The 24,265-nt window shown below is 39.3% G+C and carries 17 protein-coding genes; 7 read left to right on the top strand and 10 right to left on the bottom strand.

What is annotated here, in order from left to right; all coding sequences use genetic code 11:
• The first annotated feature begins 7 nt into the window (after positions 1-7).
• Together nhaA and J1N10_RS12190 are read left to right on the top strand one after the other, a co-directional pair.
• Positions 8-1,387, top strand: a complete 1,380-nt coding sequence (gene nhaA / locus J1N10_RS12195) for a Na+/H+ antiporter NhaA (protein ID WP_262326991.1) — start codon at positions 8-10, stop codon at positions 1,385-1,387.
• A gap of 171 nt (positions 1,388-1,558) precedes the next feature.
• A complete protein-coding gene (locus tag J1N10_RS12190) occupies positions 1,559-2,467 on the top strand; it encodes a DMT family transporter (protein WP_262326990.1) in 909 nt (302 codons plus the stop codon).
• Here J1N10_RS12190 and J1N10_RS12185 read toward each other — a convergent pair.
• A complete protein-coding gene (locus tag J1N10_RS12185; RefSeq protein ID WP_262326989.1) occupies positions 2,464-3,174 on the bottom strand; it encodes a phosphatase PAP2 family protein in 711 nt (236 codons plus the stop codon). The genes J1N10_RS12190 and J1N10_RS12185 overlap by 4 nt on opposite strands.
• 162 nt (positions 3,175-3,336) lie before the next feature.
• Between J1N10_RS12185 and J1N10_RS12180 the strand changes: the two genes are divergently transcribed.
• Positions 3,337-5,832: a DUF5686 and carboxypeptidase-like regulatory domain-containing protein gene (locus J1N10_RS12180; protein ID WP_262326988.1), complete on the top strand. Its 2,496-nt coding sequence runs from the start codon at positions 3,337-3,339 to the stop codon at positions 5,830-5,832.
• A gap of 48 nt (positions 5,833-5,880) precedes the next feature.
• On the opposite strand, the gene J1N10_RS12175 is transcribed toward J1N10_RS12180, so the two are convergent.
• Positions 5,881-6,231, bottom strand: a complete 351-nt coding sequence (locus tag J1N10_RS12175) for a translation initiation factor (protein ID WP_262326987.1) — start codon at positions 6,229-6,231, stop codon at positions 5,881-5,883.
• Positions 6,232-6,333: 102 nt separating this feature from the next.
• On the opposite strand from J1N10_RS12175, the gene J1N10_RS12170 reads away from it, so the two are divergent.
• The 3 genes from J1N10_RS12170 (at position 6,334) to J1N10_RS12160 (ending at position 8,861) form a co-directional block, all read left to right on the top strand.
• A complete protein-coding gene (locus tag J1N10_RS12170; protein ID WP_262326986.1) occupies positions 6,334-7,677 on the top strand; it encodes a serine hydrolase domain-containing protein in 1,344 nt (447 codons plus the stop codon).
• Positions 7,678-8,376 (top strand): HAD family hydrolase, encoded by a 699-nt coding sequence (locus tag J1N10_RS12165; protein WP_262326985.1) that lies wholly within the window; start codon positions 7,678-7,680, stop codon positions 8,374-8,376.
• A gap of 71 nt (positions 8,377-8,447) precedes the next feature.
• A complete protein-coding gene (locus J1N10_RS12160; RefSeq protein ID WP_262326984.1) occupies positions 8,448-8,861 on the top strand; it encodes a DUF2721 domain-containing protein in 414 nt (137 codons plus the stop codon).
• Between the two features lie 7 nt (positions 8,862-8,868).
• Here the strand turns inward: J1N10_RS12160 and speB are convergent, their stop codons facing one another.
• Positions 8,869-9,723 (bottom strand): agmatinase, encoded by an 855-nt coding sequence (gene speB / locus J1N10_RS12155; protein ID WP_262326983.1) that lies wholly within the window; start codon positions 9,721-9,723, stop codon positions 8,869-8,871.
• Positions 9,716-11,131: a type III PLP-dependent enzyme domain-containing protein gene (locus J1N10_RS12150; RefSeq protein WP_262326982.1), complete on the bottom strand. Its 1,416-nt coding sequence runs from the start codon at positions 11,129-11,131 to the stop codon at positions 9,716-9,718. The genes speB and J1N10_RS12150 overlap by 8 nt, the downstream gene beginning before the upstream one ends.
• Before the next feature lie 191 nt (positions 11,132-11,322).
• Between J1N10_RS12150 and mnmE the strand changes: the two genes are divergently transcribed.
• Positions 11,323-12,735 carry a tRNA uridine-5-carboxymethylaminomethyl(34) synthesis GTPase MnmE gene (gene mnmE, locus J1N10_RS12145; protein WP_262326981.1) on the top strand — a complete coding sequence of 471 codons (1,413 nt, stop codon included), beginning with the start codon at positions 11,323-11,325 and terminating at the stop codon, positions 12,733-12,735.
• A 964-nt stretch (positions 12,736-13,699) separates the two neighbouring features.
• Here the strand turns inward: mnmE and J1N10_RS12140 are convergent.
• From J1N10_RS12140 to J1N10_RS12115, 6 genes are all read right to left on the bottom strand, one after another.
• The gene (locus tag J1N10_RS12140; RefSeq protein WP_262326980.1) at positions 13,700-14,845 is read right to left on the bottom strand and encodes a TlpA disulfide reductase family protein; all 1,146 of its coding nucleotides are present in this window, start codon (positions 14,843-14,845) and stop codon (positions 13,700-13,702) included.
• Between the two features lie 4 nt (positions 14,846-14,849).
• Positions 14,850-17,102, bottom strand: a complete 2,253-nt coding sequence (locus J1N10_RS12135; protein WP_262326979.1) for a TlpA family protein disulfide reductase — start codon at positions 17,100-17,102, stop codon at positions 14,850-14,852.
• 247 nt (positions 17,103-17,349) lie between these two features.
• A complete protein-coding gene (locus J1N10_RS12130) occupies positions 17,350-18,792 on the bottom strand; it encodes a RagB/SusD family nutrient uptake outer membrane protein (protein ID WP_262326978.1) in 1,443 nt (480 codons plus the stop codon).
• Between the two features lie 19 nt (positions 18,793-18,811).
• Positions 18,812-22,363: a SusC/RagA family TonB-linked outer membrane protein gene (locus tag J1N10_RS12125; RefSeq protein ID WP_262326977.1), complete on the bottom strand. Its 3,552-nt coding sequence runs from the start codon at positions 22,361-22,363 to the stop codon at positions 18,812-18,814.
• Positions 22,364-22,458: 95 nt separating this feature from the next.
• Complete coding sequence (locus J1N10_RS12120; RefSeq protein ID WP_262326976.1) at positions 22,459-23,607, bottom strand: FecR family protein; 1,149 nt, start codon at positions 23,605-23,607, stop codon at positions 22,459-22,461.
• Positions 23,608-23,677: 70 nt separating this feature from the next.
• A partial coding sequence (locus J1N10_RS12115) for an RNA polymerase sigma-70 factor (RefSeq protein WP_262326975.1) occupies positions 23,678-24,265 on the bottom strand: 588 nt, incomplete at its 5' end.

Raw genomic sequence — 24,265 nt, 5'->3', positions numbered from 1 at the left:
AGTAAAAATGAGTGAAATTCAGAGTGGAACCGGGCGACGCCGATTAGGTGACCCGCTCCAACAATTTATTAAATTTTTCTCCAGTGGTAGTGCTTTGCTAATGATTGCAACAGCTGTAGCTGTTATATGGGCTAATATTGACCACGACAGCTATCATCACTTTTGGCACAGTCCGTTTGGCATTTCATCTGGATTATTCAGTGTTGAAATGGGGCTGATGCACTGGATTAACGACGGTCTGATGGCCATTTTCTTTTTTGTTGTAGGACTGGAAATTAAGCGTGAGTTTTTGGCTGGTGAGCTAAGCTCTTTTAAGCAGGCGTCATTACCAATTTTTGCAGCCATTGGTGGTATGGTTGTGCCTATTATATTATACTTCTCATTTGGCTTTGAAGGAACTGCATCAAAAGGGTGGGGTATACCAATGGCAACGGATATTGCGTTTTCATTGGGTATTTTATCTCTACTTGGCAAACGCGTGCCTTTGGCTCTTAAAGTATTTCTAACTGCCTTAGCTATTGTAGATGATTTGGGAGCTGTTTTAGTTATTGCTTTGTTTTATGGTGGTGATTTAAACTGGACTTACCTGATGATTGCAGGTCTTCTGCTAATCGTTCTTACCATTGCCAACTTGCGAAATATTCAGGATTTGAAGATATATACCTTCTTAGGTTTTATTATTTGGTATTTGTTTCTTCAGTCGGGAGTTGATGGACCGGGCTCTGGCTTACATGCAACGATTGCTGGTGTATTAATTGCATTTACCATTCCGGCTCGCCCCAAAGTACATATCAATGAGTTTTTAGCACGTATAAAATCAGGCTTAACGCGTTTCGACTCAGTGCCAAAGAGTGAAAATGAACGTGTTTTAACGGATGATCAGTTATATGCCATCAATGATGTTGAATACAGTGTTAAAAAGGTGCAGAGTCCATTGCAGTACATCGAACATCAGTTTCATGGTTTCATCAGTTTATTTGTTTTACCAGTATTTGCCCTGGCCAATGCGGGGGTTACGATTTTTCATCATGGCGAAGGAAGCGGGGAAGTATTCACAACGTTATCATTAGCTATTGCCTTTAGTTTGGTTGTAGGTAAAGGAATTGGTATTACATTCTTCTCATGGTTGGCCGTTCGTTTAGGGATTGCTGTTAAACCCAAACGCTCTTCTTGGTTATCCTTCCTGGGGTTAGCTTTATTGGGTGGTATTGGATTTACCATGTCTATTTTTATTGCCAGCCTTGGTTTTAAAGAGAATGCTGATTTATTAAACCAGGCGAAGATTGGTATTTTTGTTGGTTCAATTGTGGCTGGTTTGCTAGGTTTCTATTTGCTCAAATACTCGTTGAAAAAGGATGAAGACAGTAAACCTTTGTCAACAAGGTAAATAATCCAACTAATGATATTTTAAGGAGTACAAATCGGTGCTCCTTTTTTTTATGATGCAAGATTTATGCTGTTGATGACGTATAATGCTTAACAATTAATCTATTCATCAATTTCTCAAATCACAATTAGTCAGTTTGAATTATTTACTTTTGTCGCAACAATATTATTTATGGAACAATTTATCACAAATCACTTTGGTGAATTAGCGGCTTTAGTTACAGCAGTTTGCTGGACGTTTACATCTTTGTCATTTGAGTCGGCAGGTAAAAAAGTGGGCTCCATGTCGGTCAATATCATTCGTTTGTTGATGGCTATTGGTTTACTTGGTACCGCCCAATATGTTCGCTTTGGCTATTTCTTTCCCCAGGGAGCTGATGCTTACCAATGGTTTTGGCTATCGATAAGTGGATTGATTGGTTTTGTGATTGGCGATATGTTATTATTCAGAGCTTTTGTAGTTGTAGGAGCACGTATTTCAATGTTGGTGATGTCTTTGTCTCCGCCATTAGCTGCCTTTTTTGGTTGGATTATTCTTGGCGAACAATTGACAATGGCTCATATTATAGGTATGCTGGTAACCATGACAGGAATTGCGCTTGTCATTTTGGGAAAGCCACACAAAGCAAAACGATTAGAAATAAAGTATCCGATTAAAGGCGTGTTGTTGGCTTTTGGTGGTGCTGCCGGCCAGGGGCTTGGGCTGGTTTTAAGTAAATTGGGTATGGGTGATTATGATCCGGCTTCAGCGACCATGATTCGTGTAATTGCTGGTACAATTGGTTTTAGCATCTTATTTGTATTTACCGGTCACTGGCCAAAAGTGATAAAAGCCTTAAGCTACGGAGCAGCCATGGTGCGTATTTCAATTGGTGCCTTCTTTGGACCGTTTTTGGGTGTCTCGTTTTCCTTATTGGCCATAAAATATACGACTACCGGTGTTGCATCTACCATTATGGCTATTGTGCCGGTATTGATTATACCTCCGGCCATCTTGCTATTTAAAGAACGAGTGACGCTTAAAGAGTTGATTGGAGCAGTAATTGCTGTATTAGGTGTTATTTTTCTTTTTTGGTTTTAACCAGTAATTTTCAACATCACTTTGGCTGCCATCAATAATGTGCCAGTCATAATAATGATTGAAAAGAAGATTAAGCGGTAATCTTTACCGAAGGATTCAGCTATCCCTGCTTTTAATAAGCGTTTATTATGGTGCGAAATAACAACGAAGCGAGGAATAACTCTTAGATAAATGCCATAAACAATTCGCCCTAAAATTAAGCCGAGAAGCATACCGCCAATAATATCACCAGGATAGTGAACTCCCATATAGATGCGCGAATAGGCATTAACTGCTGCCCATAAGAAGATAAAAAGACTGTATGTTTTGTTGCGGAATAATAAAGAAGTAAACAGCGCTAAGCCAAATGAATTAGTCGAATGCGAAGAGACAAAGCCATACATGCCACCTCTTTTCCCATTTATTAAATGCACAAGGTATTTTAAGTCCTCATCACGCGATGGTCGAAGGCGTTCAAAGCCGTGTTTAAAGACATTGGTCGAAATTTGGTCACACAGTACAATCACTAAACCAATAAAAACGACTGTAACTAATCCTCTTAAACCATGATTTTTAAAAATAACGTAAGCCAAAGTTAGATAAAGAGGTACCCAAACTTCTTTACTTGTAAACATCCAGAAAAAATTGTCCCAATAACCATTGTTGAAACTGTTAAGGAATAGGAGAAGTTCTTTGTCAAGTTCTATAAGTGATTGCAGCAGATCCATAGCAAATATTTAAAGCCTAAAAGTAACCAATAATTACAAAATAAGAACATTGCTTGGAGTGTTTCAAACTTAAAATAGGACGTTTTGTTACATTTAAGGTGTACTTAGCGTCTACATTATGTAATTTTGCCACTCAATAATTAAGACCTCTACCTGATATACATGAAGAAAATATTCAAATATATACTTCTGATAGTTATTTTTAGCTTGCACCTTAAAACCCTTTTTGCACAAGAGCCTGAAATCAAAGGGATCGTTAAAGATGCTAAGGATGAAAGTGCAATACCAATGGTCAATATCTATTTTAAAGGTACTTTCAACGGAACAGTTAGTGGTGCTGATGGTGAATTTTCATTGAAAAATGATGCTAATGCTGATACATTAGTGTTTTCGTCCATCGGTTATCACAGCAAAGAGCTAGTTTATAAAAAACATAGATTGCCGTTAACAATTTACCTCAAAGCCGAAGATATTGAGTTAAACGAAGTATCGGTAAAACCAGATGATTCCCGCATACGATGGTTAATGAAAAATCTGGTCAAAAATAAAGCGATAAATAATCCCGAATCGCATGAGCGTTACACCTATGAGAAGTATACCAGGTGGCAATACTATGTTACCAATGTGGATAGTTCGATAATGAATTCCAATTCGTTTCGCAAGCACCAATCATTGTTTCGGACATCGGCAGATGGCTCGCGTTATTTACCAGTTTATCTTTCAGAGCAGGTTGTTAACAATGAGTTTCAACGAAAACCCTTGTTGCAGAAATCAACAATTATTGCAGATAAAACAAAAGGCTTAGGCGTTTTAGGCGATTATGAAATAAGTGGTTATACAGCCGGCTTGGACATGCAATATAATTTTTACACCAATTTCATTAAGGTTTTTGAAGAAAATTTTGTGAGTCCTGCTGCCACTAATGGGTGGTTTTATTATGATTATTATATTCAGGATAGTACAGTAGTTAATAACTCGAAGCAGTTTGAAGTGCTATTTGTGCCAAAGCGGAAACACGATAAGGTTTTTAGAGGAACCATGGTAGTTGATGAAAATGGTTTTGATATCGTAAAGATCAATGCTGAACTGTCGTCAAAAACTAACTTGAATTTCTTAAAAACAATGAGCCTGGAGGTGGCGTATCAAACATTGGATAGCGGACAGCCTTTTTATAAAACGCAAAAGATTGATGCCAAATTTGATTATCTGCCTTTTGATATTGGTGCCAAACAACGAGAGATGGGACTGGATTTTACGCAGCAGGTTTCTTTTCGCAATATTAAAATAAACCCACAGGAGGAGATAAAACTTAGTGCTCGCAGCTTGAGTTATGAATCAATTAAATTGAGCGGCTCCTATGATAGAGACGAATCCTATTGGGCTAATGCCCGGCACATTACCATTAGCGAAAAAGAGGAAGATATGTATCAGGCTATTGATTCCATTAATAACATTCCTATAGTCAAGGTGATGGACAATTCTGCAAGGATGTTTATGACAGGATATTACGATATTGGCAAATTTGAGTTAGGCCCTTATATGGATTTCTTTCAAGCTAATAAAATCGAAGGGTTTCGTATGTTTGTTGGCGGTCGGACGAGTAAAGAAATTAGTCGCAACTGGATGTTTTGGGGTGGTCTGGGATATGGAACGCGGACTAAACGTTTTACCGGCTCATCGGGTTTGGGGTATAAGTTTAAAACGCCAAAACGTAAAGTTTTTAAGCTCTTTTATGATGATCGTTACATACGAATGGGCGAAAACAGGAAAATTCTCTACCTCTATGAAAACATGCTGACGCCTTCAGAAAATAACCTGGTGTCTGCTTTTTTTGTGCGCGACGAATTTAATGAATTGCACCGTCAGCAAAATGTGAGCATAAACTACGAGCATGAATGGCGAACTGGTTTATCAAGCCGCCTGAATCTGGAGTATCGGAAACAATTTTCTCCTGAATATTATCCGTTTATTTATCAAACCCAGTCGGTTGATGCGATTGATGTGTATGAAGCAACACTCGATTTTCGATTTTCGTTTCAGGAAAAAATAATCGACGATGAGTTTATGCGTTTATACGTGTCTAGTGATTATCCAATTGTCAACCTTGCGTTTACGGCTGGTAGAGCGACATTTAATAATGAAAGTCTCGATTATACCAAGCTACACGCAACGATTAAACACCGCATAAACATTGGTCAAACATATTTTCGTTATGCCTTAGAAGGAGGTGCTATTATGGGAAAAGTGCCTTTTACATTGCTTGAAATTCCTCGTGGTAACGAAACATATGGTTATTACAACTACGATTTTAACATGCTCAACTACCTCGAGTATGCCCACGATAAGTACGTGCATTTATATGCCGATTATCACTTAAACGGTTTCTTTTTTAACCGTATGCCATTTTTTAAAAATCTGGGATTGCGTGAGGTATTTTCGGCCAAAGCTATGTATGGTTCGTTGAGTGATAAACAGCGAGAGACAATAGAATTGCCTGGTTCGGTGCAGTCACTGGATCAACCTTACGTTGAGCTTGGAGCCGGGCTTGAAAATATTATCCGGCTATTTCGTATTGAAGCCATCTGGCGATTAACGCCTCATTCACAAATTGGTGCTCCAGAGTTTGGTATCAGAGCTAAGTTTGAATTGCATTTGTAATGGTTACCGTTTTAGCTATGAAACTGTCAGGAATTTGATCATATCAAATCAGCCGCCCGACTTTTTTACTTTATAACCATCAGCTTTTAACAAATCAACTACTTTATCTCTAAAGTCACCTTGAATCAAAATGTCACCGTTTTTGGCCGAGCCACCAACGCCACATTTACTCTTCAGGAATTTACCAAGGTCTTTTAAGTCATCTTCGTGTCCTACAAAACCGGTAATAAGCGTAACTTTTTTGCCTCCACGCTGCTTTTTGTCAAGCATTACTCGAAGGTCTTGCTGTTGAGGGGCTAATGTTTCATCCTGATCTTCGTCATTGTATTGATAATCAAAATCCTGATTGGTTGAAAAGACGATTCCATCCAGGTTTTTCCATTTTTTCTTTTTAGCCATTGTTTGTTTTTTTACAAAAGTAATAACACCCAAGTGATTTTATGGTTAAATATCTGCATATCCTCTTCTTTTTAATTAATTTTCAGTTTCAAATACTAAATTATGAGAACCTTATTAACCAGTCTGACTCTTATTTTTTTGTTTGTAACTGCTTCTTCGCAGGACTCACCCAAATGGGAACGCTTGAATTCCTATTTCAAACTTCTCGAGGATAATAACAAGTTTATGGGGGGGATTGCCATCTATAAAGGTGAAAATCGATTGTATGAATACTATACCGGCTTGTCAAGTGTTAAAGAGGAAAAACATGCTAACTATCAAACGCGCTATCGAATCGGTTCAGTGACTAAAATGTTTACGGCTACAATGATTTTTCAATTAATAGAAGAAGGCCGCTTAACGCTTGATACAAAGCTATCTGAATTTTATCCCCAGATTACAAATTCACGGAAAATAACCATTTCTGATCTATTGAATCATCGAAGCGGATTACATGAATACACGTCAGGTGAGCATTTTGTAGATGTAAAAGGGAAATCATGGCATAAAGGGGAGTTAATGAGTGTCATTGTCAATTTTCCAATTGATTTTGAACCTGGAGAAAAGGCTAAATATTCAAATACCAATTACCTCTTATTAGGTTTCATTATTGAGCGTTTGACCAATGAGAGTTATTCGATTCAGTTGAATAATAGTATTAGTAAACCATACATACTGACTGCTACGCAATATGGAGGAACGATTAATACGACAATGCACGAGGCACAATCTTATGTCTACAGAAATAGACAGTGGGAGCAAATACCGCAGACCGACATGAGTTTAGCGCGAGGAGCAGGGGCTATTATTGCCAATGCCCGTGATTTAAATGTGTTTGCACAGTTACTATTTCAGCAACGCATTATTAACGAGGTGTCATTAGATAGTTTAGTGGCGATGAATGATGGGGTTGGAAGAGGTGTTTTTAAATATCCTTACCGGAATAAATACTCATTGGGACATAATGGTAACGTAGATGGCTTTCAAAGTCATTTATCTTATTTCCCGGATGATAGTGTGAGTATCTCTGTTTTAGGTAATGGAATGAATTACCCTTTAAATGCCATTCTCACTACTGCCTTGGATGCGTATTATGAATATGACTATGAACTACCAGAATTCAGTAATCGACAAGTGGATATGCCAATCGAGATTCTGGAAAGAATTGAAGGTAATTACCTTAGTGATGAATATCCTGAAGTGATTAGTTTAGTATTGAAAGAAGGCCAATTATATGCGCAAACAGCTGGACATACAGCATATCCGCTGACGACTTTCGAGAATGGCTCCTTTCGTTTTGAACCTGTTGGAATAGAACTTAAATTTGAAGGCGATAAGCATTCCATCGTTATGGGAGCATTTGTATTGTATCAGCGGGGAGCCGCTTTTAATTTTGTTAAACAATAAGTGGAAAAGGTTCGAGGAATTGAAGTCATCGCTTTTGATGCAGATGACACTTTGTGGGAAAATGAGACTTTTTTTAGAGACGCAGAGCTGCAGTTTGTAGAGTTGATGAGCGAGTATGCGACTAAGCAAGAAGTGCTAAAAGCTTTGTACGATGTTGAAATAGCTAATATGGCAGTTTATGGTTATGGTATTAAGGCTTTTATGCTTTCACTGATTGAAACAGCCAATCTATTATCTGGCTTTCAGACTACAGCCCGGCAAACCAATGATATTATTGAAATAGGAAAGGAGATGCTGGATAAACCTGTTCAACTGTTGGAGGGTGTTGAAGAAGTATTGCGTGATTTATCAAATCAGTTTAAATTAATTGTGGCAACCAAAGGTGACTTGTTGGATCAGGAACGAAAACTCAAAAAATCTGGTTTATTAAAATACTTTCATCATATTGAGATTATGAGTGATAAAACCGTTGATGCTTACAAATCATTGGTTAGGCACTTAGATGTAAAACCATCAGAGATTCTGATGGTGGGCAACTCATTAAAATCTGATATTTTACCAGTTCTTGAAATTGGCGGGTGGGGTGTTCATATTCCTTTTCATACTACATGGCAACACGAAATTGTTACAGAGAAAATATTCTCAGAACGATTCTTCGAAAGAAAAGGTATCAAAGAATTACTTGCGTTGTTTAGCTAATTTTTGTTAAAAAACCACTATTCCCCAAACAATGCTGGTAGAAATAGGTTTCTGCAATAAACTAAAATAACATGGAAACCTTAACATTGACCACACCAGCTTTATTATTCTCAGCAGTTTCATTAATACTTTTGGCCTATACCAACCGTTTTTTAGGTTATGCCGCTTTGGTTCGTCAGCTGTATGAAAAGCTCAAAGCCAATCCAGATCAGGTATTGCTCGACCAAATTATGAACCTTAGGAAGCGCCTTTACCTCATTAAGAACATGCAACTGTTAGGAGTTGCCAGTCTTATGTTTTGTGTATTATCGATGTTCTTAATCTATATCGAGGTATATATTCCTGCTGCTTACGCCTTTGGATTAGGTTTATTATTGCTGATTATTTCTTTGCTTCTGTCTGGTTGGGAGATAAAGATATCTGTTCGCGCACTCGATTTGCATTTAAATGACATGGAGCATTTTAAAGAATCGAAGGGCAGATAATTGTACTTTATTTTTTTGTGCAGAATTTATAGGATAACAGCTTGTAATACAGTTTTGCAACCAAAAAGTCGGGCGCATGTAAACCATCAATTGGGGCAAATTCAACAATGTCAAACCCAACGACATTTTTACGTTGAAAAACCTTTTTGAGGTAACGGATAGTTGTGTCCCAACCTAATCCGCCAGGTTCTGGTGTACCTGTCGATGGCATAATGGAAGGGTCTAGTGCATCCAAATCAATGGTGAGGTACACATCATCAGTCATCAGATCGATGCTTTTATCCATCCACTCTTCAGTACCATAAATGTCTTCGGCGAAAAAGCACTTGGTTTTGTCGAGGAATGGTTTTTCAACTGCATCCATGCTGCGAATACCAACTTGCACGAGGTTAGTTGTTTTGGATGCTTTGTGCAGAGCACATGCATGATTGTATTCGCTGTGATGATAGGAGGGACGCAAATCAGAATGAGCATCCAGTTGCAGCACCGTCAGGTTGTTGTATTTCTGACGGTAGGCTTCAATAATGCCAATAGAAATAGAATGTTCCCCACCAAAGAAGGTCAGGAACTTATTCAGATTAAGCAGTTCTTTTGTTTTCTCAAGTACCGTTTGATATACCTTTTCGGGCGATGCATGTTCGTTGATATCAGGCAAAATGTGTATACCTTTTTTATAAACTTCTGAGTCCGTTTCAATATCATAGAATTCCAGGTTGGGAACTGTATTCAGAAACACTTCAAAGCCTTTATCGGCACCCTTGCCCCAGGTACTCGTTCCGTCGTAAGGAACAGACTGCAATAAGATATTAGCCTCTTCCAGAGAGATATAATCCTCTTCTGTTTCACCAAAAAATCTACTCATCGTCTTCCAAATAACCAAGTATATCTAACATTTCACGAACAGATTGCTCTTCACGGTAGACTGTGTCAACTATGTTTCCGGTGTCATCGCGGTCGATAATAACGTGCTTTGGTGCCGGAATCAGGCAGTGTTTAATACCACCATACCCACTTACTGAATCCTGGTATGCTCCTGTATGGAAGAAACCAAGGTAAAGTGGTTCTTTATCATCATCGCTATACCTGGGTAAGAGTACTTCCTGGTTAAAATCTTCCGAATTATAATAGTCCGAATGATCGCAACTGATTCCGCCAATGTTGGCACGACCATATTCATTGTTCCACTTATTAACCGGCAGTAATATAAACTTTTCCTGAATAGACCAGGCATCCGGAATGGTGTTCATCAAACTGTTATTGATGATGTACCAGTTCTCGGTATCGTTCTGCTGTTTTTGCTCCAATACTTCAAAAATGATAGCGCCTGATTCGCCAACCGTGTATTTCCCAAACTCGGTGTAAATATCGGGTTCCATCACATTCTCCTTGGTACAGGCGTTTTTAATGTTGGATATGATTTCATGAATCATATACTCGTAATTATACTCAAAACCAAGGTGATTGCGGATTGGGAAACCACCGCCAAGGTTAAAGGACTCCAAATCGGGACTAACCTTTTTTAATTCGACATACAGTTTAAGGGCTTTTTGAAATTCGCCCCAATAGTATGGTGTGTCCTTAATACCTGAATCGACAAAAAAGTGAAGCATCTTCAACTCAACTTTCTCATTGTCTTTAATTTTCTCTTTAAAGAAGTCAAGAATTTTGTTGTGCTGAATTCCTAAACGTGATGTGTAATAAGCCGACTGAGCCTCTTCATTGATCGCCATTCGGATACCAATTTTAAGCTTTTGTGTTGTTTTCAGTTTTAACAATCGCTCATACTCATTGATACTATCCAATACAATGACTGAGTTCGAAAAACCAGCCTCTTGCAGTTTTATAATTTTCTTCAGGTATTCATCCGTTTTATAACCATTGTGTATGGTGATGATATCCTTTTTAATCTTGCCTTTTTTATGCAAATAACGAATCAAGTCAATGTCAAACGATGAAGATGTTTCAATATTAACTCTGTGTTTTAAAGCCTCGTCAATCACATGGTTAAAGTGATTACACTTTGTGCAATAGCAAAAATGGTATTTTCCTTTATAGGCATTGTTTTTAATGGCACGATTAAACAGGTTTCGTGCCTTTTTGATTTGGTCGCCAATCTTTGGCAAATAGATAAAACGGAAAGGTGTTCCATACTTTTCAATCAGGTATTTAAGCGATACGCCATGAAAAGTGAGGTAGTCATTTTTCAGATCGAAACCCTCCTGAGGAAAGTAAAAACTTTGCTCAATCAAATCAAAGTAGGTGTTCTTCATTTACGTAATCCCAACAAGTTTTTTTATTGTTATGCTATCGGGGCAAATTTATTTAAAATAGAAATATAAAACAGCATGAGGGTTCAATTTTAATAAAGCTTGTTTGTTAATGTATGTCAACACCAGATGCTACTGCAAAGGATGAATTGACTATATTTGCACATAATTTTCACTGATGAACAGGAGTTAAAATGCAAGACCAAAAAGATACGATTTGTGCCATATCAACTGCTCAAGGTATGGGGGCAATAGCAGTCATTCGCTTGTCAGGAGCCGAAGCTATTTCAATATGTGAGAAAGTTTTTGTGCCGGCCAAACAAGGTAAGTTGTTGTCAAAGCAAAAGGCCAATACAATTCATTTTGGTTCGATTACCGATGGTGAAAAAGATATAGATGAAGTATTGGTTAGTATTTTTAAGGCGCCGCATTCGTTTACCGGTGAAGAAATTGTTGAGATAGCCTGTCACGGAGCACCTTATATTCAGCAGCAGGTGCTTCAATTGTTAACACGCAATGGAGCACGACTGGCCACAGCCGGAGAATTTACGCAACGCGCTTTCTTAAATGGAAAAATGGATTTGTCGCAGGCCGAAGCGGTGGCGGATTTGATTGCCTCCAAAAGTGAAGCAGCTCGAAGGGTTGCCCTACAGCAAATGCGCGGAGGCTTTTCCAATGAGCTGATTAACCTTCGCACTCAACTACTTAATTTTATCTCTTTAATAGAGCTGGAACTCGACTTTAGTGAAGAAGACGTTGAGTTTGCCAATCGCAATGAACTGACCAAACTGGTAACGGATATTCAAACGCTTTTGAAGAAACTAACCAACTCATTTTCATTGGGAAATGCTATTAAAAACGGTATTCCGGTGGCCATTGTAGGGCATACTAATGCCGGAAAATCGACCCTGTTAAATACCTTACTTCAGGAGGAGCGAGCCATTGTATCCGATATTCATGGAACCACACGCGATGTCATTGAAGACACCATCAATATTGAAGGTATTGGGTTTCGTTTTATTGATACGGCAGGCATACGTGCCACCAAAGATGAAATTGAGAATCTGGGTATTGAGCGCACCTATGATAAGATTAGTAAGGCCACTATTGTTTTGCTCCTGTTGGATGTTAACGACCCCGATGAGAAAATACATGATGCTATTAGCGACATTAAAAGACGATTGGAAGAACATCAGCAACTGATAGTGGTTATCAATAAAACTGATTTGTCAGATGATGCTTCTGTATCCAATCGCTTCTCAATTGATAGTTTTAAAGAGTTAGCCGAAACCGATGCCATTGTGCCTATTTCTGCCAAAAAGCAAAAGAATATTGACGCTTTAACAAATGCGCTGCTTAAGACAGTTAATGTGTCGGCTATTGATAATGATGAGGTAATTGTGACCAATGCACGCCATTATGAAGCATTGCAAAATTCATTGGCAGCCATTAATCGTGTTTTTGGCGGGTTGGAATCAGGATTAAGTGGTGATTTTCTGGCGCAGGATATTCGTGAGGTTTTGCACTACTTGGGTGAGATAACCGGGCACATTAATACAGACGAGGTATTGGGTAATATTTTCAAAAATTTCTGTATCGGAAAGTAATTTGCAATGCTGATATTCATCCATTTAAATACACGACAAGCATATCAAAACAGTTCAGGAATACAATAGATTTTGAGTAAAAATGTGATTCAAAACAATATTCTATAATTTCCTTTTTACAAATATTAATCTGAGTTCGAAATATAATAGCTAAAACCATTGATTTTACTATCCCGCGGAAGTTTCGACCAGCTCTCGTGGTATTTTTTTATGTCCTCGGGCAAAATATTGAAGCCCTCGGGCAATCTTACCCCGGTCTCGGTTCATTTTTACGGCTCCTCGGACAACTTCCATGGCTTCTCGGGCCATCTGCAGCAGCTCTCGGGTAATATTTCACTGTCCTCGTGAAATTTTATGGGCTTCTCTTGACTATTGATGCATCTCTCGGCTACAATTAGATAGCTTTCGGATTGTTTTTGCAAGTTCCACATCCATCTAATAAGCTGTAAATAAAAAAAGGTCCCATTCCGAAGAATGAGACCTCCTGAGTATAAAACTCCCCCTAGCGAAACATGAACGCGTATAATGCTATGACCAAAACTTAATGAGAATCAATTTTCATAATCAATAATAATATTTGTTTTACAGCTCTGTGTCTATGTCAATCATGAGTTGACAGCAGTCACATAACTTTAATTTTCGATTAGAGAAATTGCCATATGTAGGACGCCACTCTCCTTCAAATAATGGCTCCTTTGACGGATAAATTCTATTAAGCCTACTGATTGACTGATTAAAAACAATAACAACAGTTGCACTTTTTTATATTCCAAGCTGGGAAATGCCACTTTGCGTAACTATCAATACAATCGCTATTTGAGAAATCACCAAGTAACAATAGGTAATCCATTCGAAGTCTCATTTGAGGACAACCCCATTGATGAATTAACCTTGTGCCACCATTTTCACTTACATATTCGAGATAATAAGATGTCATTGGAAATGAATAAACAAAATTTGAGTACTATTCTCCCAAAAGCTCCTGTAGCTTTTCATCCAATCCAAAGCCCCTCACTTCTTTTCCGGAAGCCACAATGATTCCATTCTGATCGATTAAAAAGCTGGCCGGGATGCCAGTTACACCATAGGCCTGTGCCCCATCACCATCAAATGCCTTGTAGTCGACCACATTGATCCAAGGCGCATTTTCTTCTTCCAGCGCTGTAAACCAGTGCTTCTCTTTCGAGTCGAGCGAAAAGGCAAAAATCTCGAAGCCTTTTTCGTGATAATGACTGTACGCTTTTTTCAGGTGTGGAAACTCCCCACGACAAGGGCCACACCAGCTCGCCCAAAACTCCAGCAAGGTATACTTATTTTGTGCCACGACCTCTGATAGTTTCAGTTGTTCACCGTCTTTAGTTTGTCCAAGCACCTCCATAAACGGTTGACCAGGCGCCACTTTTTTTCGAATTTCCATTTCTTTCTTTATGCTCAAAATCTCTTCTTTCTTATAAATCAGCAAGGGATGAGGCCCCAGTTCCTGTTCATATTGCTTGTATAACTCTATTCGCTTATCCGCATCGTATTTATCCCAATCATTATAATCGGCTAATAAAAACAGTTTGATAAGCGTAGAATGGTTGCCCTCTAATACTTTTAACTGGTAGGCGTTCTTATATGACCGTACCTCATTCATTCTTTCTCGGAATATGCTGCGAGCTTTCTCTACCGCTTCTTTATTCATCATATCCAGATTATTAAACGGATCTGGTGCTAAAGCATGTTCCTTTAAGAGGTTCTGGTAGTCATTTTCCAAGGTATAGCCAAATACCTGGTTATTGATTTCGCCCCCATCGGCATAAATAAAGTTACTGCCTCTAACAACTTTATAGCTTGCATTTTCCAACACCATGTGGTGAAAGTAATTACCAACATATATGTGAACAAGCATAGGCTGTTCTACTTTTCCCTTTAACTGAAACTGCCCATTGAGCACCTGCGCCGAATCAATGGTTTCGTAGGTAATGGCATTGGTCAGTTTTACCCACTCGCCATCTTCCAGGTTATCAGCTTCACCTGCAATTTTATAGGATGCATTCAGACTACAGGCGCTTAAAATAACTAAGGCCACAATACCTGTCCAAAACAAAGAATTTATCGTTTTCATCATCGGGTTATTTAATTAGTTCTTTCAATTTTTCTTCTAAATAGTTGGTGCCATACTGTGAGGTAATGATAACCCCATTCTGATCGACCAGCAGGCTGTATGGAACGCCAGAAACACCGTACATTTTTGCAATGGGACTTTTAAAAGCCAACAAATCGGAAGTATTGATCCATGGAATACCCTCCTCTTCGGAGGCTTTTCTCCACAAGCTCTCCTTATTATCCAAGGAGAAAGACACTATTTCGAAGCCTTGCTGGTGGTACTTGTTATAGACCTCTTTCAAATGTGGGATAGCTGCCCGGCAGGGGCCACACCAGCTGGCCCAGAACTCCACCAAAACATATTTATTCTCCTTTAATACCTTTTCCAGCTCAAAGGCCTGCCCACTTAAATCTTTGGCCACAAAGGGTTTTATTTGTTGGCCAACCCCAACAGTGGCCAGCATAGCCTCAGCTTCTACACTCTGCTCTTTATGATACATAATGGTTTTTAACAGATAATGCTCCCCCAGCTGTGCTTTAAGTTTTGCTATCTCTCCGTCAGCACCTTCATCCACCCAAAGGCCTCCTACATAAAATGCCATCACCTTCACAATTGGATCCAGTGCGGTTCTATAGGTATTGATGTAGTAATCCTTTTTTGCATTATTAACTGCGCCAATAAGCTCTAAATAATCCTTCTTGACTTCCGGAATTTTTAAATCCCGTTCCTTAGCACTCCATGTATCCAACTTTTCTTTTGCTGCTGAAAAAGCCGGGTCATTTTTAACCGCTTGGTAGATAAAAAAGTTGTAAACGCTGTTTTCAACAGTCATATCATTGCCTTTAATTGTGGCCAAATACTCCCCCGGCTCCAATATTACACCACCTCCTTTGTACTGATAGACCTCATCATCATATAATCCCCACCAAGCATTAACAGGCGTTGAAACATGGCCGGTTAGTGTACATTGCCCCTCTTTAATCAACACATCACCTGCTTCAACCATTTCACCTATTTCATCAGGGCTTTCATAACTAAGTTTAATGCACATCCCATTGTATTCATCCAGGCCTGAAATATGGATGCTATAATCTCCTTTTTCCATTACGGCAATCTTTTTTTCAAGCGTCTTCGCATATTTAAGGTATTCCCCGTCTATATTGTTTTCCTGTGCATAGTCGGCCGCCTTTTGGTAGTACTTTAGTGCGGTTTGATAATCCCCTGTCATAGCATATGATTGTCCTAAATAGGCATTGACCTCAGCCACTTTATAGTTCTGAGCAATTAACTCATCCGCCAACTGGTGAACATAAGCTTTCAATTCGGGCGATTGATAAACTGAATGAACAGCCACCATAAAAACCCACCTATATTTGAGTTCCAGGTTATTTTTAGCATATTTCTGTATGTAACCAGGTGCTTCACTTATAAAAACTTCATAATTACCATCCGATATGTACTTGGTCAGCTGATAAGTTTTCTGAATTTTGTCGGCAAAATCAAAGCCCTTTTGTTTGATTTCGTCATATACTGTTTCAATGGCACCACCATGATAAGCCACTTTAAAGGCTTTAGTCAAATATTTATTAAAAAAGTAGTTATCTACCGGCTCTTCACCAATGGCTCTGGCAAAGGCCTTCTTATTATTAAAAATAACATCGAAGGTAAAGCCAGCAGCTTCCCTTCCTCCCAGCTCCACCATTAAATCAAAAGTTGCTTGCGTAAACAGCTCTTTCCTTTTTAAAGAAGTAATATAGGTTTCGTATTTATCTTCGTAAGCCAATCGACTTTCACTTAACTGACGCAAATAGGCTGGTATATCTGTTATTTGATCCTCATCCTTGTTCATCACATGGGAAAGCTGTTGCTCAGGATCCAGAGCGGCTTTTCCTAAACTTATAAGGGCTGTTGCATCCATGCCCCCAACGGCCTGGTGAACGAATTCACCATTGGCATTGGCAAATACTAATGTTGGGTAGGCTTTTACTCCAAACTTTTTAGCCAATTCCCGTCCTTCCCCTTTTTCTGCATCTACCTTATAACTGATAAAATGCGCATTATAAAAGTCACCGACCTGCTTTTGCGGAAATACATTGTTCGATAAGTTTTTGCACGGGCCACACCAGGTGGTATAAAAATCGATAAAGATAATTTTCTCAGCAGCTTTTGCTTTTGCTTTTACCTGGGCCCAATCGCCATGTTCAAATCGTATTCCCTGCGCCATCATGCCGGATGTAATACCAAGCAGGATAGCTAATAGTATTATATAGTTTTTCATTTTAGTTGTGATTAATAAGTGTATAATAGTGTGTAAGTAACTGTCTATACCAATTGCAGCAGGCAATAGGCGTTACTCAGAACATCACAATCATTAGTGTACACTCTATAGGTGTACACTAAAGGTGCTGTTCAAACAATAAAACAGGATGTGGTATAAATCAAATGATCGTAAACGAAGAGCCACTAGCTCAAAGCCAATGACTCTAAGTTCACCAACACACTAATTTAATACGTAACTTTTATCCTTAATTACTTTCTCCAACACCTATGTATCCCGGGTTCTGCACCAGGCGGGTATTGGCATTTAAGGTTCTAAGATTGAACGGATAAGTAAGCTGCCAGTCTTGAATCTCAAAACCTCTGATGGCAGATATATTAATATCACCCAAAAAGTGGTAGCGAACCATATCGCTCCAAGGCTCGCCCCATTCCAGAAGCAGTTCCATCATTTTATCAATGCGAATGGTTTGAAGCAGCTCAGCTTTACCAGCTGGCATAGCATGCGCCATACTCACCCTATCGCGCAACTGATTAACCCGTGACAATGCACTCACAAAACGAGAATCATTGATGTCGTCGCTGGCTAATCGAGCCTCGGCCTCAGCCTGTATAAAATACAATTCGGCCAGGCGCAGATAATTGTATGAATTGCCTGGCTGATTAAAGTCCCATTTAGGCGGATACTTCCCATTATAGGCCCAGAGAGGCAATAAGTCCCAAGCATGGGTATAAGCATAGCGTGCATCGTATCCTTCGCCTGTTGCCTCATTGCCGACACCTTCCACCTGTTCATCTGCCAAAGCCTTTAGCATATCCGACGGACTGTTGGTGTATTCATTAGAAGGACCAATGTACTCATCGTAATTAATGGCATTGGGCGAAAAGATCACTTCTTCAGAAGCAAAGCCCTCCAGAAAGATATCCGTATAGTTTGTCTCTAAACTAAATCCACCATTTTCGATCACGTCATTGGCCAAAATAGCTGCTGTTGAGTAATCTCTCATATACAAAGCCACTTTGGCTTTTATTGCTTTGGCTGTTAGTACTGTAAACAACTGGCGATTTATCCCTTCCGGTGCATACGTTATCCCTTCATCCAAATCCTTCATAATGGCATCATACACCTGCTGAACACTGCTGCGCAGTGGTGCTTCAGACAATACACTGGTCACCACTGGGATGCCATACTCTGAGTTCAGGTCGTAGTAATAACCAAATAGTTTCAATAACTCAAAATGGCCAATTGCCCTGGCTATTTTAGCTTCCCCAATAATCTCATCACGTCTGGCCAGGGATAAACCTTCGACCTGTCCCTCTGCTAAATCCTTAAGGTTTTTAACCAGATAGTTGGCACTGGCAATTAACTGATACCAGTTTAGGTAGTATTGGTTCGTATAGTTATCATCAACAGTCACCATCACCCTCATATAGTCTGTTTCCTGCTGCCATGGGTCATTATAAATCCCCGCTAGTTGCCCGGCATTTTTAGCAGGTTCTGTCATCTGAAAACCTCTCATTAGTGAATACATACCATTTACATTGGCATTGATACCCTTTAGAGTGGCATATGAAGCATCCTCGGTTTGCACATAATAAGGCTTGGCCTCGTCCACATCCGACCATAAGTCGCAGGCTACCATCGCGAAGCCTAATAAACTGATAAATATATAGTTGAATATACGTTTCATCTTAAATCTGTTTAGTTAATTAAAAGGTAAGCTTTAGCCCCATGGTATAAGTACGCGCCATCGGATAGGCATCTTGACCTCTGACACCACTCAGAATATTACCGGTTTCTCCCGGACCATTGTATGGATGAGCCATGCTTTCAGGATCCAGTCCTTTGTATTTGGTAAAAGTCAATAAATTGGTACCACCAACATAAATAGTTAATCCCTCAATCTGCAGCTTATCCGTAATCTGCTCAGGTACCCTATAGCTCAGGTTAACCACCTTCAGGCGAAGATAAGAAGCATCCTGCACCACCTCATCATTAATCATACGCTTGAAATAAGAATTATTTCTGTTTCCATATGCTAGCATTGGATATTGGGCATCTGTATTCTCATCGGTGTAAGTATCGTACAATGCCTCATGTCCCATATTGGCAAATGTTCCGGGTGTCAAATACATGGCCGCTGCATTATACCAACGCTTTTCATTACCTACCGAGTACTGAAATCCGGCAGTAAATGACAAATTCTTATAACTTAAGTTGGTTGAAAAACCACCAAAGAAATCAGGCTCTTGCGTACCTATTATCGTTTTATCTTCGGCATTAATCTGGCCGTCTCCATTCCTGTCTTTGTACAGATAGTCGCCCACGCTTGTTGTGGCATCCTGGTAATAGCCACTGGGTGCTTTGGCATTTAAGGCATCAATTTCTGCCTGATCACGAATCACATGAGACACTTGCAATCCACTTAAAATCCCAATGGGTTCACCTTCTACATACTGGCCAACTACCCACTGGCTAATAGCATTACCTTCAATGCTTTCCAGCACATTTCGGTTATAGGCAATATTTAGATTCACATTCCACACAAAGTCATTTGTTTGTATAATATTACCTCCCAACTCAAACTCCATCCCGGTATTGCTAATTTCAGCACGGTTATCATACATAACAGCAGCTCCCGTTTCCGGGAAAATGGGTGTGTCCATAATGGCATCGCTGGTATATTTATCGTAGTAATCAATACCTCCATACAAGCGGTTATTAAACAGGCCAAAATCCAAACCTATATTTAACTCCTTGGTGGTTTCCCACTTAATATCTTCATTTGGGTAGATATTTTCAGGCAACAGCACCGTATTGCCCATGTAGCTGATGTGGTCCCAGGGCGTTGACCAATAACGCAGATAGGTAAAGTCTGAAATATTCGCCAATCCGGTTTTACCATACGAAGCTCTTAGCTTCAGTACATTCAACACCTTTTGGTTCTTCATAAAGTTCTCCTGGGCGACATTCCAATTAACAGCCCCTGAAGGAAAATAGCCGCGTTTATTACCAGGCCCGAACTTCGAAGATTTATCTGAACGCATATTAGCAGTGAGTGTATAGCGGCCCTTATAAGAATACTGCAGGCGAGAGAACCAGGAGTTCATTACATTCTCTGCTTTGGCTTCTGATGACTTTTCATGAAGCCCTGTTTCAACATTAGTCATGTAAACATCGTCGGCCATATTCGTAAAGCTATGGCTTTCTGACTCATGTCGCACTTTGTTTGACGAAACACCTGCCATTAAATCAATTGTGTGATTCTCCAATTGCTTAGTGTAGTAGGCCTGGAAATTTAACGTGGTTGATAAGGCATTGGAGTAGCCTAAATATTTCTTATTAAAGTTACCTCCTGAAACATTCTGGTCTTGTGCTACCAAGGGTTGAAAGTTACTGCCCTTGGTTACAAAGTTGGCGACATTTAAGTCAGTTTTTAACTTAAAGTCTTTGAACGGCTGCACTTCGACATAGCCATTGGCAAATACCGATAAGGATTTGGTCACATTATCATTTAAGGTGGAAGCAACAATATTTGGCTGAAGTGTGGTATAATTAACAATACCATTGCTGACAGTATACGACGTTGGAACAACCTGACGTACATAACCAAATCCAGTTTCATCCATTACCGGCATATCTGGTCGCGCGCCAATGGCCTCGGTCAATGGACCATTTCCGGCATTAACATTTCGGCCAATAGCATTCCTTGCTCCACTCACGTTTAAAGAGCTTCCCAGGCGCATCCAGTCATTCACATCGGTATCAACCGATAGCCTAGAACCGTATCTTTTTTGGATATCGTTGATGATAAGCCCCTTTACAGAATTATAGTAAAGCGTGGCAGAGTAGTTGGTACGCTCTGTACCACCTGCCATTGTTAGATTATACTTCTGGACTGGCGCATTGGTCCGGTATAGTTCATCCTGCCAGTCAGTATTGCTGGTACCCCACATATCAACTGTTTCACCCAAAACAGCATCGTAATACATGTCATTAAAAGTACCATCACCATTATAAATCAGGTTAGCCACTTCATTAGTACCACCAAATTTATTGTAGGTATTTACCGCAATCATCTGGTGTAATTGCTTAAATTCATCAGCATCCAATAAGTCCCACTTTTTCACAGGGTTGGATATGGATAAAGAGGCATCCATTGTAACAGACAATTGACTATCGCGCTGGCCTCGCTTTGTCGTAACAATAATCACCCCATTGGCGCCACGAGAACCATATATGGCGGTGGCACCAGCATCCTTCAACACCGAAATACTTTTTATATCGGATGGACTGATGGCTTCCAGAGGATTTTGTGCAGCTGCTCCTGACACCTGATCGGTATTAAATTCCACCCCGTCGATGACATATAAAGGCTGATTATTACCACCTGAAAAAGGAGATGTGATGCCTCGCAGGCGAATGGTAGAAGAGGCACCAGGTGCTCCTGATCCCTGCGACACCTGTAAACCTTTGACATTACCTCCCAGTATATTTTCGAAGCTAGTGACACCAATCGATTGCTGTTCGATATCTTCGGCTTTAACTTGCGAGATAGCTGAACCAATTCGCTCTCTTTTTGTGGAACCGTAACCAATCACCACCACCTCATCAACACTACTGATGGCCGAGATAAGCGTTACATCAATAACCTTTTTATCAGCAATCAACAGTTCCTGTGTTTCCATGCCAATAAAAGACACCACCAAAACGTCGTGCCCCACTGAAATTTCAAAGGCATATACCCCATTTGCATCTGTAATGGTACCGTTTTGTGTCCCTTTTATGAACACGTTAGCACCGGGTATTGGCAGTCCGGACTCATCCTTAATCGTCCCTGTAAGTACTCGGTTTTCGGGTTGCTGAGCGACCTGCTCCATGCGCAGCTTCTCCTCAGGCTTCAAGGGTCGTATCACCAGATAGTTATCTATTAACTCATAAGTTAACTCAGTGCCTTTAGTGATTTCATTAAGCAGCTGCTCCAGTTCAAAGCTTTTACTTTCAATAATCAAGTCACTGTTCAAATCAATCTCATCATTACTTAATATCGTCACAATGCCGGTTTGTTCGCGTATTTCTGAAAAAAGCTGCTTGTAGGTGATGTTTCCTTTTTTAATAACAACTTTCTGTGCAAACCCGGCCGCAGATATTTGCATAAAGACAGCAAAGAGAAGGATGAAACTGATTTTCATGATCAACAACAGTTTTCGTGGTACAGCAAGCTTAAACAAAAGCGCATACCACTTCCGATTTTTTTTCATAATTTTGTACTTAACGTTATACGTAGGGTAATGATTTTGATGTGATTACCCTTTTATTTAAATAAGCAGAGATGTGTTACCAGCACATCTCTGTTTTAGTTTTGCTCTTGCACCAATACAGTACGGTTATTCACTGTTATTTTAACATTCGTTGTTTTCTCAATTAAAGACATAAAAAATTCAAAGTCACTGTCTTTTGAAATAACACCAGTAAATCGCTTTTGTGTCACATTCTGATTGGCAAAAAAGAAATCCACCTCATACCAACGCGATAGTTTCTTTGCTAACTCATTTAAGGCCATATTCTCAAATACTAGTTCTCCGCCAGTCCAGGCTGTATATAACTCCGTATTAACCTCTTTCACAGAAACTGAGGAGGCCGACAAGAGTACTTCAGCCTGCTGTCCTGGTTCTAAAAAGGTTTGCTTACCATTAATATTTACTCCTACCTTTCCACTTACCAAAGTTATTTGCTCAACATTGTCATCTTTATAAGTCATAAAATTGAACTCGGTGCCATATACCTTCACCGAAGAATTATCAGAGTGTACAAAAAACGGCTTCGTCTTATTGTGAGCTACGTTAAAAAATGCCTCTCCTCTAAGAAAAACGTCTCTTTTATCCCCCATGAAACTCACTGGGTACTTTAATTCACTATCCGCATTTAACCACACTTTCGTACCATCACTTAAAACCAGATTGTACTCACCTCCGATTGGCACCATAATGGTATTGTAAATAATATTGTTTGTAGGAGCATTAGAATATGTAAGTGTATTCAGTGAGTCTTTTCCAACAACTTGTCCATTTTCTTCAAACACAAAGGAATCTTGCACATCATCTAACGCTAATGTGCTACCGTCACTCAAAAATAAAGTGGCCTTTTTAACTCCCGGAAGAATCTTCTCTGTCTCAGCTGATTTGGGTTGCGAAGTATCAGTCAGATAGACTATACTTAATCCCACCAAAAGAGGGATGGCAATTGCTGCTGCATACTTGAAAACAGTTGATAATCTTCTTTTGACACTTATTGAAAAATAGACCTGTTTCCAGCAACGTTCAATTTCTTCATCTGTCAGCTGTGACCTGTCTGCCTCAAATCGTTCACAGAACAAATTGAAGTACTTCCTGTTTTTTGAGTTGGCACCTGACCATTTAGCAAACAGTTGTTGCTCATCAGGAGTAGCAATCCCTTTATGAACTCTCCACAGAATCTTCGTATCTATCTCAATATATTTAGGCATATTTTTGCGTCTTATGCCCTTATGACCTTTATGTTTTTATATGGGGTGACAAAAATCAAATAATTCTATGTTACTGATCAAATAATTTTGCGCGGATTGCAGCTCTGGCTCTTTTTAATTGTGTTTTAACAGTATTCGCAGAGATTCCTAAATCTTCGGATATTTCTGGCACTGTAAGATCATAAATGTACTTGGCCTTAAAAATCCGTTTCATTTCCTTTGGCAGAGACTCTAAAGCTTCTTTAATTTGTTTAATTACTTCAGGATCATACTCGATATTTTCATCCGATGCCTCCAGGTAATTATTAATTAAAAACACCTTGTGCTTATCCCTTATTTTAAGGTGATTAATATAATGAATGCACTTATTTTTAACTGCTGTATATAAGTAAGATTTCAGATTCTTGATATTTATTTCGGCATGGTTTTCCCATAGATAAATAAACACATCCTGCACAATATCTTTTGCTACGTCCAAATCGAAAACATAGCCTTCTGCAAACTGTACTAATTCACTGAAATACTGACAAAACAAAGCTTTATATGCTTTAATATCTCCTTGTGAAATCTTTGCTAATATCTCAGTATTACCAGTGTACAATTTTGTTCTTTTTAGAAGAATTTTTGAATTATAATAGTTTAGTGCATCACTGCGAAT

Origin of the sequence: Carboxylicivirga litoralis, assembly GCF_025499605.1 — a bacterium.
Classification (GTDB): Bacteria; Bacteroidota; Bacteroidia; order Bacteroidales; family Marinilabiliaceae; genus Carboxylicivirga; species Carboxylicivirga litoralis.
Note: the sequence above shows the minus strand (reverse complement) of the source record. Positions and strands in the feature narration are given on the sequence as shown.

Bases quoted from the DNA above. Each gene is read 5' to 3' on its own strand.
- nhaA (WP_262326991.1), top strand. From the start codon at position 8: ATGAGTGAAATTCAGAGTGGAACCGGGCGACGCCGATTAGGTGACCCG.
- J1N10_RS12190 (WP_262326990.1), top strand. From the start codon at position 1,559: ATGGAACAATTTATCACAAATCACTTTGGTGAATTAGCGGCTTTAGTT.
- J1N10_RS12185 (WP_262326989.1), bottom strand. From the start codon at position 3,174: ATGGATCTGCTGCAATCACTTATAGAACTTGACAAAGAACTTCTCCTA.
- J1N10_RS12180 (WP_262326988.1), top strand. From the start codon at position 3,337: ATGAAGAAAATATTCAAATATATACTTCTGATAGTTATTTTTAGCTTG.
- J1N10_RS12175 (WP_262326987.1), bottom strand. From the start codon at position 6,231: ATGGCTAAAAAGAAAAAATGGAAAAACCTGGATGGAATCGTCTTTTCA.
- J1N10_RS12170 (WP_262326986.1), top strand. From the start codon at position 6,334: ATGAGAACCTTATTAACCAGTCTGACTCTTATTTTTTTGTTTGTAACT.
- J1N10_RS12160 (WP_262326984.1), top strand. From the start codon at position 8,448: ATGGAAACCTTAACATTGACCACACCAGCTTTATTATTCTCAGCAGTT.
- speB (WP_262326983.1), bottom strand. From the start codon at position 9,723: ATGAGTAGATTTTTTGGTGAAACAGAAGAGGATTATATCTCTCTGGAA.
- J1N10_RS12150 (WP_262326982.1), bottom strand. From the start codon at position 11,131: ATGAAGAACACCTACTTTGATTTGATTGAGCAAAGTTTTTACTTTCCT.
- mnmE (WP_262326981.1), top strand. From the start codon at position 11,323: ATGCAAGACCAAAAAGATACGATTTGTGCCATATCAACTGCTCAAGGT.
- J1N10_RS12140 (WP_262326980.1), bottom strand. From the start codon at position 14,845: ATGATGAAAACGATAAATTCTTTGTTTTGGACAGGTATTGTGGCCTTA.
- J1N10_RS12135 (WP_262326979.1), bottom strand. From the start codon at position 17,102: ATGAAAAACTATATAATACTATTAGCTATCCTGCTTGGTATTACATCC.
- J1N10_RS12130 (WP_262326978.1), bottom strand. From the start codon at position 18,792: ATGAAACGTATATTCAACTATATATTTATCAGTTTATTAGGCTTCGCG.
- J1N10_RS12125 (WP_262326977.1), bottom strand. From the start codon at position 22,363: ATGAAAAAAAATCGGAAGTGGTATGCGCTTTTGTTTAAGCTTGCTGTA.
- J1N10_RS12120 (WP_262326976.1), bottom strand. From the start codon at position 23,607: ATGCCTAAATATATTGAGATAGATACGAAGATTCTGTGGAGAGTTCAT.